15 protein-coding genes are annotated in these 16,071 nt (G+C 39.0%); 6 read left to right on the forward strand and 9 right to left on the reverse strand.

The genetic code is table 11. The features are described from left to right. Positions 1-59 precede the first annotated feature (59 nt). The 5 genes from I6J02_RS09530 to I6J02_RS09550 form a co-directional block, all read right to left on the reverse strand. Positions 60-3,809: a sensor histidine kinase gene (locus tag I6J02_RS09530; protein ID WP_236582389.1), complete on the reverse strand. Its 3,750-nt coding sequence runs from the start codon at positions 3,807-3,809 to the stop codon at positions 60-62. Positions 3,810-3,898: 89 nt separating this feature from the next. After that, positions 3,899-4,660, reverse strand: coding sequence for a succinate dehydrogenase/fumarate reductase iron-sulfur subunit (locus I6J02_RS09535; RefSeq protein WP_411028016.1), 762 nt, complete (start codon positions 4,658-4,660; stop codon positions 3,899-3,901). Between the two features lie 65 nt (positions 4,661-4,725). Continuing rightward, on the reverse strand, positions 4,726-6,657 hold the full coding sequence (locus I6J02_RS09540) for a fumarate reductase/succinate dehydrogenase flavoprotein subunit (protein WP_201681453.1): 1,932 nt from the start codon (positions 6,655-6,657) through the stop codon (positions 4,726-4,728). A 54-nt stretch (positions 6,658-6,711) separates the two neighbouring features. Next, positions 6,712-7,485 (reverse strand): succinate dehydrogenase cytochrome b subunit, encoded by a 774-nt coding sequence (locus I6J02_RS09545; protein ID WP_201681454.1) that lies wholly within the window; start codon positions 7,483-7,485, stop codon positions 6,712-6,714. Positions 7,486-7,653: 168 nt separating this feature from the next. Then, positions 7,654-8,241: a porin family protein gene (locus tag I6J02_RS09550; protein WP_002997363.1), complete on the reverse strand. Its 588-nt coding sequence runs from the start codon at positions 8,239-8,241 to the stop codon at positions 7,654-7,656. 71 nt (positions 8,242-8,312) lie between these two features. On the opposite strand from I6J02_RS09550, the gene I6J02_RS09555 reads away from it, so the two are divergent. From I6J02_RS09555 to pruA, 6 genes are all read left to right on the forward strand, one after another. After that, positions 8,313-8,528 (forward strand): hypothetical protein, encoded by a 216-nt coding sequence (locus tag I6J02_RS09555; protein ID WP_003008418.1) that lies wholly within the window; start codon positions 8,313-8,315, stop codon positions 8,526-8,528. Positions 8,529-8,530: 2 nt separating this feature from the next. Then, positions 8,531-8,869 (forward strand): tRNA-binding protein, encoded by a 339-nt coding sequence (locus I6J02_RS09560; RefSeq protein WP_201681455.1) that lies wholly within the window; start codon positions 8,531-8,533, stop codon positions 8,867-8,869. 10 nt (positions 8,870-8,879) lie between these two features. Continuing rightward, entirely contained in the window at positions 8,880-9,344 is a 465-nt protein-coding gene (locus I6J02_RS09565) for a nucleoside deaminase (protein ID WP_201681456.1), read from the forward strand. A 104-nt stretch (positions 9,345-9,448) separates the two neighbouring features. Beyond that, positions 9,449-10,060, forward strand: a complete 612-nt coding sequence (locus tag I6J02_RS09570; RefSeq protein WP_201681457.1) for a superoxide dismutase — start codon at positions 9,449-9,451, stop codon at positions 10,058-10,060. Positions 10,061-10,129: 69 nt separating this feature from the next. Next, a complete protein-coding gene (gene msrA / locus I6J02_RS09575) occupies positions 10,130-10,798 on the forward strand; it encodes a peptide-methionine (S)-S-oxide reductase MsrA (protein WP_201681458.1) in 669 nt (222 codons plus the stop codon). Between the two features lie 74 nt (positions 10,799-10,872). Beyond that, a complete protein-coding gene (gene pruA, locus I6J02_RS09580) occupies positions 10,873-12,510 on the forward strand; it encodes an L-glutamate gamma-semialdehyde dehydrogenase (protein WP_201681459.1) in 1,638 nt (545 codons plus the stop codon). A gap of 584 nt (positions 12,511-13,094) precedes the next feature. On the opposite strand, the gene I6J02_RS09585 is transcribed toward pruA, so the two are convergent. The 4 genes from I6J02_RS09585 to I6J02_RS09600 all read right to left on the reverse strand — a co-directional run bounded on the left by I6J02_RS09585 (position 13,095) and on the right by I6J02_RS09600 (position 16,010). Continuing rightward, positions 13,095-13,871, reverse strand: a complete 777-nt coding sequence (locus tag I6J02_RS09585; protein ID WP_201681460.1) for an endonuclease/exonuclease/phosphatase family protein — start codon at positions 13,869-13,871, stop codon at positions 13,095-13,097. 86 nt (positions 13,872-13,957) lie between these two features. Next, positions 13,958-14,971 carry a recombinase RecA gene (recA, locus tag I6J02_RS09590; RefSeq protein WP_002997339.1) on the reverse strand — a complete coding sequence of 338 codons (1,014 nt, stop codon included), beginning with the start codon at positions 14,969-14,971 and terminating at the stop codon, positions 13,958-13,960. Between the two features lie 90 nt (positions 14,972-15,061). Next, on the reverse strand, positions 15,062-15,748 hold the full coding sequence (gene nth / locus I6J02_RS09595; protein WP_201681461.1) for an endonuclease III: 687 nt from the start codon (positions 15,746-15,748) through the stop codon (positions 15,062-15,064). A gap of 76 nt (positions 15,749-15,824) precedes the next feature. Beyond that, a complete protein-coding gene (locus I6J02_RS09600; RefSeq protein ID WP_201681462.1) occupies positions 15,825-16,010 on the reverse strand; it encodes a hypothetical protein in 186 nt (61 codons plus the stop codon). Between the last annotated feature and the right edge of the window lie 61 nt (positions 16,011-16,071).

The raw sequence follows: 16,071 nt of genomic DNA on the forward strand, positions 1-16,071 counted from the left end.
GTAGTAATACAAAGCCCTTTTTATTGTTTAATAGCAGACGGCTAACGGCATTGTAACGGTTAGATATCTTTAATCATTGTATGGTAAAATGGAATATGTATAATAAATACTGTTCCTTTTCCCTGTGTAGTTTTGAAATCTATAGTTCCCCGCATACCTTCAATGGTTTGTTTAACGAAAGCGAGACCCAGACCGGTTCCTGAACTCTTGGTTGTAAAATTAGCCTGGAAAATCTTGGGTAGTGCTTCATCCGATATTCCGTTTCCATTATCGGTGATATGTATTTCGACCATTTCATTCGGATTAGCATAGATCTCAAAGTCAATTTTGAGTTTTCTGCGCCCCAGACCAGCCTCAATTGCATTCTTGATAAGATTATTAAAAGTTCTCAATAACTGATCCTTATCTCCCAATACAAATATTTCATTAGAATCAGCATGATTGGTAACGGTAATCTTAGCCTGTGTATTTGTGCTGTAAAATGAAACGGACTTGTTAATCTTTTGAATAATGTTCACCTTTTCAAACCGGGTATCCGGAAGTTTGGCAAATGCTGAAAATTCACTTGCAATATGAGATAAGCTGTCTATCTGCTCGATAAATGAAGTCGAGATCCGATTAAAGCGTTCTTCAAAGCGCGGATCATTTTCCTTATAGGATCGGGATAACTGCTGAATTCCAAGTTTCATAGGAGTCAGCGGATTTTTAATTTCATGAGCGATCTGTTTGGCCATTTCTCTCCATGCAGCCTCCCGCTCTATACCCATCAGCTTCTTAGAGTTTTCCTCCAGTTTGATCAGCATAAAGTTGTATTCTTTGACCAATGCACCTACCTCATCATTACGTTGCCAGAAAAGTGGTTCATTCTGTTTACCTACATTTGTCTGCGACAATTTCTTACCGATCATTACCAGAGGAGCAGTAATCTTATTGGAAATATACACCGCAAAGAAGCCAAATGCAATAATAATGATCGTGTAGATATTGATCAGCGTATTGAGCAACAGATTGATACTGGTACTTTCTTCCTTTTTAGATGCAAAATAAGGTATATTCAGGTAATAGGCGATCTGATAATCGGCATTACGGATACTTGCATAGCTGGAGGAGAATTCGAAATCACCAACTCTTTCAGGTTCAATTGTCTCCGTCTTTTTGATTAACGATAGTTTTTTGTATGCTGTAGGGTTGATAAAAGTCGAGAAGAGCTTCAAATCATAGATCTTAGGTTGAGATGAATAGATCAGCCGTCCATTCCGATTGAACAATGTAAAATCCGTGGTCATGGCTTGTGATAGAATATTAAGATAAGACTCTACAGTTTCCTTACTATTCATGCTCTCAGCCGAGTTCATCATATTCTCCAGTTTCCGGGAGACTTCGGCAATATATTTTATACGGTTATTTTCTCTTTCATGACTCAGCCTCGAGTTTATATTGTAGAAAGCCAATGCACCCGAGATGAGAATCGCAAATATGATAGATACGATAAATATGGTCTGAATCCTTGTACTATACTGAATGGTATTTTTAAGGATCATAAAATGGTATTTGATACTCTTTAGCCTGAAAGATTTCTGCGTCATCGTCTGGATCAGGTAAATCACAATATCGACAATGCTAAAGAAAACAAAAAGAAGTACAAAAAAGAAACAGGTAACAGCCAGATAGTCATAAAAATTCTGATTGGCCCGACTAATCACCAACGTAGTATGGCTGTCCGGACGATACATCAGGTGAAAATAATCTCCCGGCTCATCAATTTCTATAAACTTACCTACTTTGTCAGGAAATTTACTGTCAGCACTTGGATACGTATATTTACCATATTGGGTCACCAGCTGCTTATCTTTATAGAGAGCAAAAGAGTTATTCAGAAAGGACTCCTGCTGTAATGAAGTGGTACGGCTGTCTGACAGAATCTCCGGATAAGGCAAGATGTAACTGAAGGCTCTGTTCTTGAGATTTAAGAAGATATTGGCTGTTGTATTATCTCCTAACGGCAGGTTTAAGGTCATGAAGTATTCATGTGTACCCAATTCACTTTTCACCCGGTAGAAGCTCTCTGTTACTTTGATAGAATTGTTAATAACCTTCTCTCTGTATTCTTCGAATTTATTATTAGGGTAATTATCTAGTGGGATATTATTTGCATAGTAATACCCGTTAAAATCAAATTTAGACAAGTATCCGCTCAGGTATTTTTTCTTAATAAAATCTGTTATTTCGATGGCATTCTGCTGATTTGCAGAAAGTCGGAATAAGTGTTGAAGCTGCTCATCGTTTTTCATGGATTTTTCAATATCCATAAATAAGGAAATGGCATTGGTGTCATCTTCTGCTTCCAGATTACTAAGCACTAATTTCATACTCTCCAGCTTTTTTATTTTCATGTATTTATCATGATTAATAGAAGAGAAGAGCGCAACGATAACAAGTATGACTATATAGAAAGAAAAGCGGTACTGACCCAAAGCATATTTTCTCAGGAAAATAAGCAGTATAAGAATGCCAAGTAGAACATTATTGATACTGTTTTCTCCCAACAGAGCATATACGATCATGGAGAATATCAATACAGCCAGTTGAATGTTTAGCTTGATACTGACCTGTTCGAATAACTGATCAATAAGCCGCAAAAGAATATCGATATAAAAGAACAAAGAGAGTATCGCCAGACAGAGGTTAAACAGGTTTAACCAGCTGTATTTACTCAGATCCGCTATTTTTGAAAAATCATAACTCACAATAGAGGTATGTGTGATCAGACTGCCCAGATGCTTAAAGAGCAGGTTGTAGAAAAAGTAAATACTGAATACAAGAAGACCGGATATCACATACGGAATAATCTTCTTTTTCAGCTGAGGTGGCAGAATAAGTTTGTCCGATACAGAATGTATAAATGCGAGACACCAGAGGCAACTCAGATTCGTTAATGTAAGTGCCCACAGGTTTGGAAAAACCGAATTATACGCATAGTATTTAGGGTCGAATATTCCCAGACTGGAGTGCATGGCGAGCCAGTTACTCTGCAGATCGATGAAACGGAGGGAAGAGAGAACCGATACAAATATAAAAACTCCAAGCCACGCAAATCCCTTCTTAGCCAGATTCAGGCATATATTGTGGGTAAGGATAATAAAACAGAACATTGCAGATACCCAACAAATAAATTGGAGGAAGATAAATACATTATCATGTTTTCCACTCTTTAACTTTACAGAGAATAAATAGGTTCCGTCCTTACTATACACATTCTGTATATTCTGTATATCCGTATAGTCAGCTATCTCCAGATTGGAGTCATCTATGAGCTGTTTATTGAAGGTATTTTTCAGATACTCATTATTACTGTTGAATAGACGTTTTACGAGTACAAGAGCGAGTATATTGACATCTCCGGCTGTTTTCTTTTTCACGACAAAGGACCGGTTATTTTCGATCATATAGGTCGTATTTGACTTGAGTCCTGCATCAGTCACAGGTACGTACACATCCGTACTCCAGAGTACAGGCTTGCTATCTTTGTACAGATAGAGGAATACTCCTTTTTCGGATGCAAATTTTTCCAGTATATCTGCAGATTGCAGAGGAAACTGTTCCACATTCTTAAATGTCTTCATTATGGTGGAATCTGCAAACAGATCCTCAATGATACTTTCTTTTTTGTGGATATTGGCGGTAAGCTCATTTTTATCCAGCTCCAACATATCTTTGTCCGTAATAGTAAGATGTATCGTGAGGGCTGTGCCCATGAAGGAGATCGTAAGAATAAGAAGGAGTATACGTATTTTCGTCGTTAATTGCACAGCTATAAAAGATTTACGTAAGTAAATATAAAAAAAAGTCCCCACATACTTTTATGTGAGGACTTGTGTATTTTACCTGAAAAGGAATTCTAGTTGTGAATGTCTTCTTCTCTGAATAATTTTGCTGTTAAATATTCACGATTCAAGCGTGCAATATTTGTCAGTTTGATACCTACAGGACATTCTGCTTCACAAGCTCCTGTGTTGGTACAGTTACCGAATCCTTCAGCATCCATCTGATCTACCATAGCCTGAGCGCGTTCATAACGTTCTGTCTGACCTTGTGGTAACAATGCAAACTGGGAAACTTTTGCAGAAACAAAAAGCATTGCTGATGCATTTTTACAGGCAGCAACACAAGCTCCGCAGCCGATACAGGTTGCAGATTCAAATGCTTCATCCGCAATTCTTTTAGGAATAAGGATTGCATTCGCATCCGGTACACCTCCGGTATTGACATTTACATATCCTCCGGCTTGTTGGATACGGTCAAATGCAGTCCGGTCTACTGCAAGATCTTTCAATACAGGGAATGCAGCTGCACGCCATGGTTCGATGACGATTGTTTGTCCGTCATGGAAACTACGCATGTGCAATTGACAAGTTGTTGTCCCTTGTTTAGGACCGTGAGGGCGGCCATTAATAACCAATGAACACATTCCGCAAATACCTTCGCGACAGTCATGGTCAAAATAAATAGGATCTTCACCTTTACGGGTTAATTCTTCGTTAACAATGTCAAGCATTTCTAAGAAAGACATATCGTCAGCGATATTATTTGCCTGATAGGTTACGAACTGACCTCTTTGTTTATCATTTTTCTGACGCCATACCTTCAGCGTTAAATTCATATGTGCACTCATGACAATATTTTTAAGTAATGAATAGCGAACGGTAGTGCCGTCCGCTATATCTACTATTTATAACTTCTTTGTGTTAATTTAACATTTTCGAAAATTAACTCTTCTTTGTGAAGAACCTCTGGCTGATTTTCGCCTTTGAATTCCCAGGCAGCAACGTAAGTAAATTCTTCATCATTACGTTTCGCTTCACCTTCTTCAGTCTGACTTTCCAGACGGAAGTGACCTCCACATGATTCAGAGCGGTTGAAAGCATCATCTACCATCAGTTCACCCAGTTCGATAAAGTCAGCAACACGGCCGGCTTTTTCCAGAGACAGGTTAAGCTCTTCATTCTCTCCCAGTACAGTAACATTAGACCAGAATTCTTTTCTAAGCTCCTGAATTAATCCTTTTGCTTTTGTCAATCCTTCTGCTGTACGAGCCATACCACAGTATTCCCACATGATTTTACCCAGTTCTTTGTGGATATCATCTACAGTTTTTGTTCCTTTCAGAGAAAGTAACTGTTTGGTTTTTGCCTCGACCTCTTGTCTTGCCTGCTCAAATTCAGGACGATTGTTGTCTACAGGTGCAAAACCTAATCCTGAAAGGTAATCACCCACAGTATAAGGAATTACGAAGTAACCGTCAGCAAGACCCTGCATTAATGCAGATGCTCCTAATCTGTTAGCTCCGTGATCAGAGAAATTACATTCTCCTAATGCATATAATCCAGGGATAGTCGTCATCAGGTTATAATCAACCCATACACCACCCATAGTATAGTGAACCGCAGGGTAGATACGCATTGGTTGTTTATATGGATTCTCATCAGTGATCTGATAGTACATGTCAAATAAGTTACCATATTTTGCACGTACTGTATCTTCACCAAGACGTTTGATCGCATCTGCAAAATCAAGGAATACAGCTACTCCGGATTTACCAACACCACGACCATCGTCTACCGCTTCTTTAGCATTACGGGAGGCAACGTCACGAGGAACAAGGTTACCGAATGAAGGGTATTTTCTTTCCAGGAAGTAATCCCTGTCTTCTTCTTTGATATCAGCAGCTTTTAATTCTCCGTTACGAAGTTTAGCTGATAATTCCTGAGTTTTAGGTACCCATACACGGCCATCATTACGCAGAGATTCCGACATTAATGTCAGTTTAGACTGATGATCACCTGTTACAGGAATACATGTTGGGTGAATCTGTGTGTAACAAGGATTCGCGAAGAATGCACCACGCTTGTGTGCTCTCCACGCAGCAGTTACGTTACAGCCCATAGCATTTGTAGACAAGAAGAATACATTACCATAACCTCCTGTACATAATAATACAGCATGTCCTGCATGAGATTCAATAGCTCCGGTTACAAGATCACGCGTGATAATACCTTTAGCATGACCATCCACTTTTACGACATCAAGCATCTCATGACGGTTGAACATTTCAACTTTGCCTTTTTTGATCTGACGGTTTAATGCAGAATAAGCACCTAATAATAACTGTTGTCCGGTCTGGCCACGTGCATAGAAGGTACGGGATACCTGTGCCCCACCAAATGAACGGTTGTCTAACAAACCTCCGTATTCACGGGCAAAAGGAACTCCTTGAGCCACACATTGGTCGATAATATTTACTGATACTTCAGCCAGGCGGTATACATTTGCCTCACGTGCACGGTAGTCACCACCTTTGATTGTATCGTAGAACAGACGGTAAACAGAGTCACCATCGTTTTGATAATTTTTTGCTGCGTTGATACCTCCCTGTGCTGCGATAGAGTGCGCACGGCGTGGAGAATCCTGATAGCAGAATGCTTTTACGTTATATCCCAACTCAGCTAGTGAAGCAGCTGCAGAAGCGCCTGCTAATCCTGTACCAACAACGATAATGGTGAATTTACGTTTGTTAGCCGGATTAACCAACTTAAGATTGAATTTATAATTTGACCATTTTTGGGCTAAAGGACCCGCTGGTACTTTTGAATCTAACATATCTCTTTATTTTATTTTGATAGATATTTGCTTTCGCTCTTACCTTAAAATAGTTTATTTAGCAAAGAAAAAATATAAAGGCATGGCCGCAAATCCAATCGGGATAAGTACACCAAATACCCAAATACCTAAAAATCTAACAATTGGAATATATTTTTTGTGATTGAATCCAACGGTCTGAAAAGCCGATTGGAAACCATGTATCAGGTGAAAAGACAATGCTGCCATTGCTACAACATATAATAATACTAACCATACATTTTGGAAAGCATAATCTACCTGTTTGTACAGGTCACGTGCCTGTATTGTCTGTACGCCGTCTTTGACTTCTATACGGAAATCAGTGAATTCAGACTGACTTAATTCCTTTGAGGTGGTCACATTGGTGGCCAGATCTGTTTTATATTCTATATAAGGAGTCTGATCATTGTGATATTTCCACCAGAAGTTTGCCATGTGCGTAGCAATAAATACCAATAATACTGTTCCTAAAATTCCCATGTTTCTGGAATTCCACGCACTGTTAGCCGCTCCGTCGTACTTTGCATATCCGATCGGACGCGCTGCTTTATTTTTCAACGTCAGTACCAATGCATAAATAGCATGGATAATGATAGAAGCATAAAGTAAATAAGAAACTACTTTAATAGGTGCAAAATGGGTCATGGTGTATGCGTATTGGTTAAACGCAAGACCTTCATCACTCTTAAACAGTTGTAGGTTTCCGATCAAATGGACGATCAAAAACGTACATAGGAAAAGTCCTGTTAAGCTCATGATCAGTTTCTTCCCCAACGAAGAACTTAAAACTGGCTTTGATTTACTCATTGTCCTTGTATTTTAATTTAATACGCAAAACTATCTATTTGCGTCATAAAAATGTAAGCAAGTGCGTAAAAAGTACTAATTTAGAATTGTTCTAAGTTTGTAAACTGAAAAAGCCCGGAAAACCGGGCTCTTATTATCGTTTTGGAGGTCCTGAGACCTGCGTTTCTACTATAAGAAATTGTATCCTACACCAATTGACCACATTTTGATTTTGTCTTTGTTGTCACTAAGACTGGACAATCCATGTTCGTAACGAAGATCTACGGTGAACTTGCTAATGTCAGCACCTATACCGCCGATAATTCCTGTGGATGCTTTTTTGTAATTCGCAAAGTCAGTGTATTTACTCAATGAACCGCCTTCGCTTACTTTGAATGCAAATACCGGACCTGCCTGAAATCTTACTCCGATAGGACCTAATCCAACACGTGTACCTAACAATACAGGCACGTCAATGGTAGTCAGATCAAAAGTTCCGTTTTCTGTGGATCCGTTTTCTGTCTGGTATTCACCTTTTATTTTCTTTCCGGTGAAGTAAGCCTCCGGCTGAACATGAAATCCTGCAGCACCAACTCTCGCCCACAAACCTGCCTGATATCCTGTTTTTGTATCCGAATTAAGCCATTTGCCTTCAGATTTCAGACTGGAGAAATTCAGCGCTCCTTTAACCCCGAACTTTAAACTTGGGATCAGCTGGGCATTTGCTGAAACGACTAACATCATAGAGGCAACTAAACTGAGTATAAACTTTTTCATAAAAAATGTATTTTTTGTTATAATTTTAATTTTTATTACTTTTCAATCTACGTACAAATTTTAAACCAAAAATGGCAACTATCAAAATAAGCGATTCCGATTGGGAAATCCTAAAGGTAAAGTTAAAAAGAAAATATAATAGTTTGACGCAGGAAGATCTTCTGTACAGGGAAGGACAAGAGGAGGAATTGGTGCAGCGACTGGCTAAGCGTATCCGTCGCAATACGGATTATATACTGTTTACATTGGGTAAAGAACTGGAAGACTTAACGAGTAATCGCTTGTAGGTATGGAGGAGATTAGTTGGGCAGATTTTGAGAAAGTTGATTTGAGAGTAGGGACAATTCTCGAAGCGGTGGATTTTCCTAAAGCCAAAAAACCGGCTTATCAGTTAGTCGTGGATTTTGGAGAAGAGATCGGTATTCGTAAATCCAGTGCACAGATTACTGTACATTATACTAAGAAAAGTCTGATCGGCAGGCAAGTCGTGGCGGTGATCAATTTTCCGAAGAAGCAAATCGCTAATTTTATGTCTGAGTGCCTGGTAACAGGATTTGCAGATGAGAATGGAGATATAGTATTGACTGCTGTTGAACGTCCGTTGCCAAACGGATCGAGGTTGTGTTAGTAAATCAGATATGAGATATATTAATTTTGAAGGGGGCAGTAACATTGATCCTGATGAGTATTTTATGAAAGCTGCTTTGACCCTTGCAAAGAAAGCATATGAAGAAGATGAAGTTCCTATAGGCGCTGTTATTGTAAGTCAGGGAAAAATCATCGGGAAGGGATATAATCTGACAGAACGTCTTAATGATGTGACTGCTCATGCCGAAATGCAGGCTTTCACTGCTGCATCCAGTTATCTGGGAGGAAAATATCTAAAAGATTGTACTCTGTATGTCACTGTAGAACCCTGTGTGATGTGTGCAGGTGCATCCTATTGGACGCAGGTGTCCCGGATTGTATACGGAACTCCTGATGAAAAAAGGGGTGCTTCCAGATATGGTAAATTATTCCATCCGAAGACGGAAATTATATCCGGAGTACTGCAGGAAGAATGTGCAGAATTGATTACATCATTTTTTCGTCAGAAAAGATAAGACAAATTTCATTTCTTGTCAGTATTCAAAACATATCCTCAATCTAAACGTTATATTTGTATACAAATCAAGTAAAGTATTAAACTATTAAATTTATAAATATTATGGCATTTCAATTAGAAGCGTTACCATACGCATCGGACGCATTAGAACCACATATTGACAAAGAAACCATGGAAATTCACCATGACAGACACCACCAGGCTTATGTTGACAATTTGAATAAAGCTATTGCAGGAACAGATGCTGAGAATTTATCATTAGAAGAGATTGTAAAAAATATTTCTAAATACAGCCCTGCAGTGCGTAACAATGGTGGTGGTCATTTTAACCACGGTTTGTTCTGGAGTGTTTTAGGTGCAAATGCGGGTGGTCAGCCTACAGGCGAGCTTGCAACTGCGATCGATGAGACATTTGGTTCATTTGATGAATTAAAGAAAAAACTTCAGGAAGCTGGTGCAGGACGTTTTGGTTCTGGCTGGTCATGGTTGATCGTAGGTGCTGATGGAAAATTAGCAGTTACTTCTACGCCTAATCAGGACAACCCTTTAATGGATGTTGCTGAAGTAAAAGGAACTCCGGTATTGGGTATAGATGTATGGGAGCATGCTTACTATCTAAAATATCAAAACAAACGCCCGGCATACCTGGAAGCAATTTTCAATGTGATTAACTGGGATGCTGTAGCAGAAAGATACGCAGCAGCTAAAAAATAATATTCGCTGAATAGCGATTACACTAAAAGCGATGGGGTATCTCCATCGCTTTTTTTATACGTAAAGGTTATGAAGGTAAAATGTGTAAGTAAATATATTTTGACAATTGTGCTTTTGGGCACATTGTTTACAGGTTGTCATACCCCTAAAGCTGAAAAAGTATCTTTCGGGCAACTTCCGTCTCAACCCAGGAACAGCGAACACGATACGGCTACTTTTGCTGCTGGATGTTTCTGGTGTATAGAAGCGCAGTTTAAAGAGTTGAAGGGTGTTGAACAGGTGATGTCAGGCTATAGCGGAGGAGATGTAAAAAATCCAACATATACTCAGGTATCTTTAGGAGGGACGGGGCATGCGGAAGTAATACAGGTGGTGTATAATCCCCGAATTGTGTCCTATGACCAGCTTTTACAAGGTTTTTTCCTTGCGCACGATCCCACTCAGCTCAATCGTCAGGGAAATGATGTTGGAGAGCAATATCGTTCGGCGGTGTTTGTACATGATAAAATTCAGCTTGATAAAGTCCGGTACTATATCCGGAAAATGACGGAAGAAAAACTTTATGATAAGCCAATCGTTACACAGGTTGAACCTTTCACAGTGTTTTACAAGGCAGAGGATTATCATCAGAATTATTACGCAAACAACCCTGATGAAGCCTATTGTCAGTATGTGATTAAACCGAAATTGGAAAAGTTTAAACACATTTTCTCCACTAATCTTAAGCATACTCCTTAAAGGTTGACAGTCCATAGTTTTTGCTGTAATTTTATAGTGTAAATCAGTAGGTTACTGAATAAAATTAAATACTTATGTTAAAAGGATTTTTCAAAGTTCCTGTTCCTGTTAATGAACCGGTATATACTTACGCGGTTGGAAGTAACGAGCGTAAATTATTGAAAGCAGCTATCGAAGAAGCGCGTTCAAAGCAAATAGATGTTCCGATGTTTATCGGAGGGAAAGAAATCCGTACGGATAAAAAAATCAATATCACTCCTCCTCATGATCATCAGCATGTATTAGGACAATATAGTGAAGGTACCAAAACGCATGTTACGGATGCGATAAATGCAGCTTTGGCGGCTAAGAAAGATTGGGAAAACCTTCCATGGGAAGATCGTGCTGCTATTTTCTTAAAAGCTGCTGATCTGATTGCGGGTAAATACCGCTATAAGCTGAATGCAGCAACAATGTTAGGACAATCTAAAAATCCGTATCAGGCAGAGATTGATTCGGCATGTGAGATTGTAGATTTTCTTCGTTTCAATGTGCAATACATGAGTGAGATCTACGCTCAGCAACCTCCTGTATCCGGAAAAGGTGTATGGAACCGTCTTGAGCAACGTCCTCTGGAAGGGTTCGTATTTGCTTTGACTCCATTTAACTTTACTGCTATTGCAGGTAATTTGCCTTCATGTGTTGCTATGATGGGAAATGTGGTTGTATGGAAACCTTCTAATACGCAGATCTATTCGGCAAATGTATTAATGGAAATCTTCAGAGAGGCAGGTCTTCCTGACGGAGTTATTAATCTGGTGTTTGTTTCCGGTCCGGACGCAGGAGATATCATTTTCAAACATGCTGATTTCGCAGGTATCCACTTTACGGGTTCTACAGGAGTTTTCCAGAATATATGGAAAACTATCGGTGAAAACATTCACTTATATAAAACATATCCTCGTATCGTAGGAGAGACTGGCGGTAAAGATTTTATCTTAGTACATCCTTCTGCGGATCTGAAAGTGACCAATACAGCTATAGTACGTGGTGCATTTGAATATCAGGGACAAAAATGTTCAGCAGCATCCCGTGTATATATACCAAAATCATTATGGCCTGAATTAAAGAAATCAATGGTTGCTGATATTCAGTCATTCACTATCGGAGGTACAGAAGATTTTACAAACTTTATCAATGCCGTTATTGATGAGAAATCATTTGATAAATTGGCTAAATATATTGACCGTGCTAAAGATTCCGCTGATGCAGAAATTATAGTGGGGGGTACATATGATAAATCTAAAGGATACTTTATCCATCCGACAGTTATTGTGGCAAATAAACCGGACTACGAGACATTATCAGAAGAACTGTTTGGTCCGGTATTGACTGTGTATGTGTACGAAGATGAGAAATGGGAAGAAACTTTAGAGTTGGTCGATAAAACATCCATCTATGCGCTTACAGGATCAGTAATTGCACAGGATCGTTATGCAATAGCACAAGCGACTCATGCTTTACGTAATGCTGCGGGTAACTTTTATGTCAATGATAAATGTACAGGAGCTGTAGTTGGCCAACAACCATTTGGTGGTGCAAGAGGTTCGGGTACGAATGATAAAGCAGGATCCATGATCAACTTGTTACGTTGGGTTTCTCCACGTACGATCAAAGAAACATTCAATCCGGATACAGATTACAGATATCCGTTCCTGGAAAAGGGAGAATAAGAGATCGGAGTATAATTTAAGTAAAAGAGCTGGTAAATTGATTTTTACCAGCTCTTTTCATTTATTTAGCGTGCGCTTTGGGTTTTATTTTAAAATATAGAGTAGCACTAATTAGTAGAAGTATATACTTGTCATATTAGTCTTTAACCTCTCTTCCGGTCAAACCGGAATCTCTCCTTAAAAAGGAGAGAAGAACAGTCCGGTCAAACCGTTGTCATTGTTCTGACGAATTAGCACAGCACTGCTTGTGCCTGAACCGATAAATGTAGCGGGCACAAGCGGACGCTTGCGCCAGAAATGGACAAACGCAGTAGCAGCGTCTGTTGGTGTCTCCACCAACAGTATAGTCGTGAAGTAGCAATCAGGAGTAGAAGTATATGCTTGTCATATCAGTCTTTAACCTACCGGGATCTCACCTTTAAAAAGGAGAGAAGAACAGTCCGGTCAAACCGTTGTCACTGTTCTGACGAATTAGCACAGCACTGCTTGTGCCTGAACCGATAAAAGTAGCGGGCACAAGTGGACGCTTGCGCCAGAAATGGGCAAACGCAGTAGCAGCGTGTGTTGGTGTCTCCACCAACAGTTTATTTAATCACAAGTTCAGCATATACCGGTCTGTGATCAGATGCGTAAGACTCTTCTATTACCTTGTGGTTTTGGAATGTAGGATTTTTGCTTTTATTGACCATAATAAAATCAATTTCACGGTTAGGATTCACTTCCGGAATAGTAAATCCGTTCGGAATCTCGCTACGTTTAAAAAAATCTCCTAATATCTTTATGGGTTGCGATTGAGGTTGTGCATTAAGGTCTCCTACAAGAACAACAACATGTTTTGTGTCCTGAAAATGATTGACTATAAATTTGGTTTGAGCGATTCTGTTTTCTTCTTTTAAATCCAGATGCGTATTGGCAAAAAGAATCTCTTTGCCCGAAGGAATTTTGATTTTTGCAATACCCAGACTTCGCATTTCACTTTTGACAGGCATAGGCAGTTCCAGACGCTCTGTATTTGTGATCGGAAATTTTGAAAGAATCACTGTTCCGTATTCTCCTTTTTCCAGATCGATTCCTTTTGAAAAAAAATAATATTTCATTCCGGATAGTTCTGCGAGTTTTTTGGCCTGATCTACATGCTCCGAACGGCTTACATTTACATCTATTTCCTGCAATCCAACTAGGTCAGCACCGGATATACGGATCACTTTTGCGATAGCTTTAAGATCGATAATGGCGGGTTTGCTGGGCGGATTACCATGGTGAATGTTGTAGGATAGAATCTTTAAGGGCTGCTGTCCGAACACCGGGACACAAAAGATAAACAGAAGCAACAAGAGAAAAGGAATAGATTTATTTTTCATGATATGAGGTTGTGAAAAATAAATATAGCCATTCTTTTGGAATGGCTATATGAATAAATTATAACATAATCGTGACCGGAGATGTTCTATTCCGGTTCGACAACAGCTTCTACACCGGATACTTCTGCTTTAATCTTTTGCTCTAATTCATCCATCAGATCCGGATTATCCTGAAGCAATGATTTTACAGCATCGCGGCCCTGTCCAAGTTTGGTGTCTCCATAACTGAACCATGATCCTGATTTTTTGATGATATTGTACTCCACACCAAGGTCGATGATCTCACCAACTTTGGAGATACCTTCCCCAAACATAATATCAAATTCTGCAATGCGGAAAGGAGGAGCAACTTTATTTTTTACAATTTTTACTTTTACACGGTTACCTGATACTTCATCCGAATCTTTGATCTGTGAAGTACGACGGATATCCAAACGAACGGAAGCATAGAATTTCAGTGCATTACCACCAGTTGTTGTTTCAGGGTTTCCGAACATTACACCAATTTTTTCGCGCAATTGGTTAATAAAAATACAACAACAATTTGTTTTGGAAATAGTTCCGGTCAGTTTACGCAAAGCCTGAGACATCAGACGAGCCTGCAGACCCATTTTGGAATCTCCCATTTCACCTTCAATTTCTCCTTTAGGTACTAATGCCGCAACAGAGTCAATAACGATAACATCAATAGCTCCTGATCGGATCAGGTTGTCCGCTATCTCCAGGCCTTGTTCACCGTTATCCGGCTGAGAAATCAGCAGGTTCTCTACATCGACACCTAATTTTTGTGCGTAATATTTATCAAATGCGTGCTCGGCATCGATGATGGCTGCAATTCCGCCTTTTTTCTGAGCCTCTGCAACTATATGTGTCGCTAATGTTGTTTTACCTGAAGATTCCGGACCATAGATCTCGATAATACGGCCTTTTGGTACGCCTCCGATTCCCAGTGCAATATCCAGACCTAAAGAACCTGTAGAAATAGACTCAATGGGTTCAACCGCTGAATCACCTAATTTCATGATCGTACCTTTACCGTACGATTTTTCTAATTTATCTAAAGTAAGCTGTAAAGCTTTTAATTTGTCTTGGTTGCTCATATTTTTAGTAATTATTAATCAAAAATACACATAAAAATGAAATTATCAAATTTAAAATGCTAATATAATTAGTTTTATGGTATTTCAGAATTAAACGATATGTTCTTTGCCTGTATTTAATTTCCGATGTGAAGTTTTTAGAAACTCAGTTTCATAATATTTACACATATAAGTAATCGGGCAAATCTCGCATTTGGGTTTTCGTGCAAGACATATATATCTTCCGTGCAAAATAAGCCAGTGATGTGCAACTGCTATAGTTTCTTCCGGAAGAAATTTGACCAGCTGTTTTTCTACAGCAAGGGGAGTAGTCGCTCTGCTGGTCAGGCCTAATCTGTTACTTACCCTGAATACGTGCGTATCAACTGCCATGGCCGGTTTATTGTAAACGACAGAAGAGATTACATTTGCTGTTTTGCGACCTACACCCGGTAATTTGATAAGATCTTCTATTTGCTCAGGCACTTCTCCATTGAACTTTTCAATAAGCATATTTGCCATACCAACCAGATGTTTAGCTTTGTTATTGGGGTAGCTTACGGAGCGTATATAACTGAAAACTTCATCAACAGAAGCTTCAGCCAATGCTTCGACTACAGGGAAACGCTCGAAAAGAGCTGGAGTTATCTGATTGATCCGTTTGTCTGTACATTGAGCCGACAGAATAACAGCAATGAGAAGTTCATATGGATTACTGTAATTTAATTCGGTCTGTGCATCAGGATTGTGAGTAGAAAAATATTCTACAAAAGCACGGTAACGATCTTTCTTTAACATATCCAAAGATACAAAAACCTTTACCTTTTAAAAAACAAGGCCCAGTGATGTTACCGGGCCTTGATCTTTAAGATACTTAATCTTTTTTCAACGATTTGGAATAAGCCAAAATACTGTCAATTGTCTTGCTGTTGGGATTTTTAGACAAATTTTGAAGATTTGATCTTAGCTGAATCTCGAAAATATCGTCCTGATAGTTTGTCAGATCTTTATCTTCTGTTGTGTAAGTATCTTCTTTAATTTTTGTAAAGTTTTCTACCATAAGCTGAACTAAATTTGTTTGTTATCAACTTCTTATCAAACGTAAGATAAGCAACTTATAG

Origin of the sequence: Sphingobacterium spiritivorum, from assembly GCF_016725325.1 — a bacterium.
Lineage (GTDB): Bacteria > Bacteroidota > Bacteroidia > Sphingobacteriales > Sphingobacteriaceae > Sphingobacterium.

Coding starts and splice junctions, on each gene's coding strand:
- I6J02_RS09545 (WP_201681454.1), bottom strand. CDS start 7,485: ATGAGTAAATCAAAGCCAGTTTTAAGTTCTTCGTTGGGGAAGAAACTG.
- I6J02_RS09570 (WP_201681457.1), top strand. CDS start 9,449: ATGGCATTTCAATTAGAAGCGTTACCATACGCATCGGACGCATTAGAA.
- I6J02_RS09565 (WP_201681456.1), top strand. CDS start 8,880: ATGAGATATATTAATTTTGAAGGGGGCAGTAACATTGATCCTGATGAG.
- nth (WP_201681461.1), bottom strand. CDS start 15,748: ATGTTAAAGAAAGATCGTTACCGTGCTTTTGTAGAATATTTTTCTACT.
- recA (WP_002997339.1), bottom strand. CDS start 14,971: ATGAGCAACCAAGACAAATTAAAAGCTTTACAGCTTACTTTAGATAAA.
- I6J02_RS09585 (WP_201681460.1), bottom strand. CDS start 13,871: ATGAAAAATAAATCTATTCCTTTTCTCTTGTTGCTTCTGTTTATCTTT.
- msrA (WP_201681458.1), top strand. CDS start 10,130: ATGAAGGTAAAATGTGTAAGTAAATATATTTTGACAATTGTGCTTTTG.
- I6J02_RS09555 (WP_003008418.1), top strand. CDS start 8,313: ATGGCAACTATCAAAATAAGCGATTCCGATTGGGAAATCCTAAAGGTA.
- I6J02_RS09550 (WP_002997363.1), bottom strand. CDS start 8,241: ATGAAAAAGTTTATACTCAGTTTAGTTGCCTCTATGATGTTAGTCGTT.
- I6J02_RS09540 (WP_201681453.1), bottom strand. CDS start 6,657: ATGTTAGATTCAAAAGTACCAGCGGGTCCTTTAGCCCAAAAATGGTCA.
- pruA (WP_201681459.1), top strand. CDS start 10,873: ATGTTAAAAGGATTTTTCAAAGTTCCTGTTCCTGTTAATGAACCGGTA.
- I6J02_RS09600 (WP_201681462.1), bottom strand. CDS start 16,010: ATGGTAGAAAACTTTACAAAAATTAAAGAAGATACTTACACAACAGAA.
- I6J02_RS09560 (WP_201681455.1), top strand. CDS start 8,531: ATGGAGGAGATTAGTTGGGCAGATTTTGAGAAAGTTGATTTGAGAGTA.
- I6J02_RS09535 (WP_411028016.1), bottom strand. CDS start 4,660: ATGAATTTAACGCTGAAGGTATGGCGTCAGAAAAATGATAAACAAAGA.